The 1,635-nt window shown below is 43.9% G+C and carries 5 protein-coding genes; all 5 read right to left on the bottom strand.

Annotated features, from left to right (window positions below; translation table 11 throughout):
- Positions 1 to 61 precede the first annotated feature (61 nt).
- Genes JCM17471_RS13110 through JCM17471_RS13090 form a run of 5 tightly spaced genes read right to left on the bottom strand, consistent with a single transcriptional unit; the run spans position 62 to position 1,555 of the window.
- Complete coding sequence (locus JCM17471_RS13110; RefSeq protein ID WP_162260354.1) at positions 62 to 484, bottom strand: DUF722 domain-containing protein; 423 nt, start codon at positions 482 to 484, stop codon at positions 62 to 64.
- Between the two features lie 10 nt (positions 485 to 494).
- Entirely contained in the window at positions 495 to 812 is a 318-nt protein-coding gene (locus JCM17471_RS13105) for a DUF1642 domain-containing protein (protein WP_225354316.1), read from the bottom strand.
- Between the two features lie 2 nt (positions 813 to 814).
- Positions 815 to 1,042, bottom strand: coding sequence for a hypothetical protein (locus tag JCM17471_RS13100; RefSeq protein WP_054778168.1), 228 nt, complete (start codon positions 1,040 to 1,042; stop codon positions 815 to 817).
- 2 nt (positions 1,043 to 1,044) lie between these two features.
- A complete protein-coding gene (locus JCM17471_RS13095) occupies positions 1,045 to 1,317 on the bottom strand; it encodes a DUF3310 domain-containing protein (protein WP_054778167.1) in 273 nt (90 codons plus the stop codon).
- Positions 1,310 to 1,555, bottom strand: a complete 246-nt coding sequence (locus tag JCM17471_RS13090) for a hypothetical protein (RefSeq protein WP_054778166.1) — start codon at positions 1,553 to 1,555, stop codon at positions 1,310 to 1,312. Before JCM17471_RS13090 ends, JCM17471_RS13095 begins: the two co-directional genes overlap by 8 nt.
- Between the last annotated feature and the right edge of the window lie 80 nt (positions 1,556 to 1,635).

Below are 1,635 nucleotides of genomic sequence, written 5' to 3'. Positions count from 1 at the left end.
TATTCGATACTATCAATTTACACGATTATAGGTGGTACAACTACCGATTCTAGTACCATCTTTAAATCAACCCTGACTCTTTGGCAAGAATGTTCAGCAACGCATAACGCTTGCGATAGATAGTTGTATGACCGTAATGTAATAAATCACCTACCTCATCCCACCCGTGGTAGTTGTCAGTCGTGTATCGCAACTGATATATCTCTAACTGCTCATCGTCGAAACGCTCGATAGCACGCTCGCACTCCGCCTTTAGCCGATATAGATAAGTTAGGCGGATGTCACTGTCAAACATCTCATACAGGCGCTCTTGTGGTTTAGTGATGCCTGCTGACCGTCCACCCACATGTTCAACACTCGGTGTCCATGGATAAGTGAGTTCAAACTTACGACGTGAGATATCACGATCTACTGACTGATATTCGATGAATTTATCGTCAAGGATTGCTAACTTCGTTTTGCTCAGTTGTTCCAGTGAGTTCACCTCCAATCAATTAGTATTGCCCCTCATCTTCCTTGACCCCCACCGGCTTCAATGCCTTTACCCAATCGGGTGCTGAATCAATCTGTCTTTGTGTGATGAACAAATTTGGTTTATCTTGAGCTTCACTCTTAAAAATATGCTCGCTTGTATCCCAATAATCACCAGGTAGGCCATTAGTTTGACGGCTCGCATAACGGTGGAGACCCGCATTAATGTCGTCATTGAATGCGCTTGGTATTGGCAACAAATATTTCTTCTCCGGTTCGACTTCATATCCATTAACAACAGCTTTAATAAACCTGTCATATGATCCATCATCGAAGCTAATCTCTAAATAATTGATGCTTCATAGATAATCTCATCATCCTTGCCACCAATGTCTCTTCTTCGTTCAATGTACTCCGCCCACTTCAGTGGAATCACTTCCTTGGCTGGCTGTAATGACTTCACGTACTCTTCGACCTGTCCCATAACCCAGGCGGTATCCAAAGCTGGAGCATCAGAATTCAACGATGTGAATGCCTCTTTGATTTTAAAAATCAATTCATGTTTATTCATCGCTAATCCTCCTCATCCCTTAAGCTAATAAGCGGCATGCCATAAGGCGTATCATCGACTGCGCGGTTATGCGCTTCGGTCAGCTTATCCAGATACCAGCGTGCTTTCTCAAGGTCCTCCACACCGTTCTTGTAATCTGCCCGGCTAATGTATTTAACGATGTTGCCCTTGAGAAATCCCCGAAACTCTTCGGCCGTCATCGCGCCCTGGATCACATCGATGGTTTCTATTCCACCGTGGTTGTAGCGGTTTGGGTGATTTACGTTGTCAGTCATTAAAAGCCTCAAATTTGTGTAGGCCAATCGTTAGCACAGTTAGCGTTACCTTCTCATCGGCAAATTCATCAACGATAGACTGTCGATAGAAATCATGTACATCCGGGTCAATGGGGTTATCCAGTAGTTCTTGAATGCCAGCACTGATAGCAGTTAAATCGTCACGAGTCACCCGCATGTAGATGTTGGTCTCCATATCATTAACATCTAGTTCAATTGCAAACTCTTTGCTAGTCATCGTCGTCTACCTCCGTCGTGTAAACGTCCGATACCTCATTATAAAAATCATCGTCGTCATGAATCACAAACGTGCTAATC

The organism is Lacticaseibacillus saniviri JCM 17471 = DSM 24301, from assembly GCF_001311785.1.
GTDB lineage: Bacteria > Bacillota > Bacilli > Lactobacillales > Lactobacillaceae > Lacticaseibacillus > Lacticaseibacillus saniviri.
Note: the sequence above shows the minus strand (reverse complement) of the source record. Positions and strands in the feature narration are given on the sequence as shown.

Excerpts from the sequence above, each read along its gene's own strand:
- JCM17471_RS13100 (WP_054778168.1), bottom strand. The coding sequence starts at position 1,042 with ATGAATAAACATGAATTGATTTTTAAAATCAAAGAGGCATTCACATCG.
- JCM17471_RS13095 (WP_054778167.1), bottom strand. The coding sequence starts at position 1,317 with ATGACTGACAACGTAAATCACCCAAACCGCTACAACCACGGTGGAATA.
- JCM17471_RS13090 (WP_054778166.1), bottom strand. The coding sequence starts at position 1,555 with ATGACTAGCAAAGAGTTTGCAATTGAACTAGATGTTAATGATATGGAG.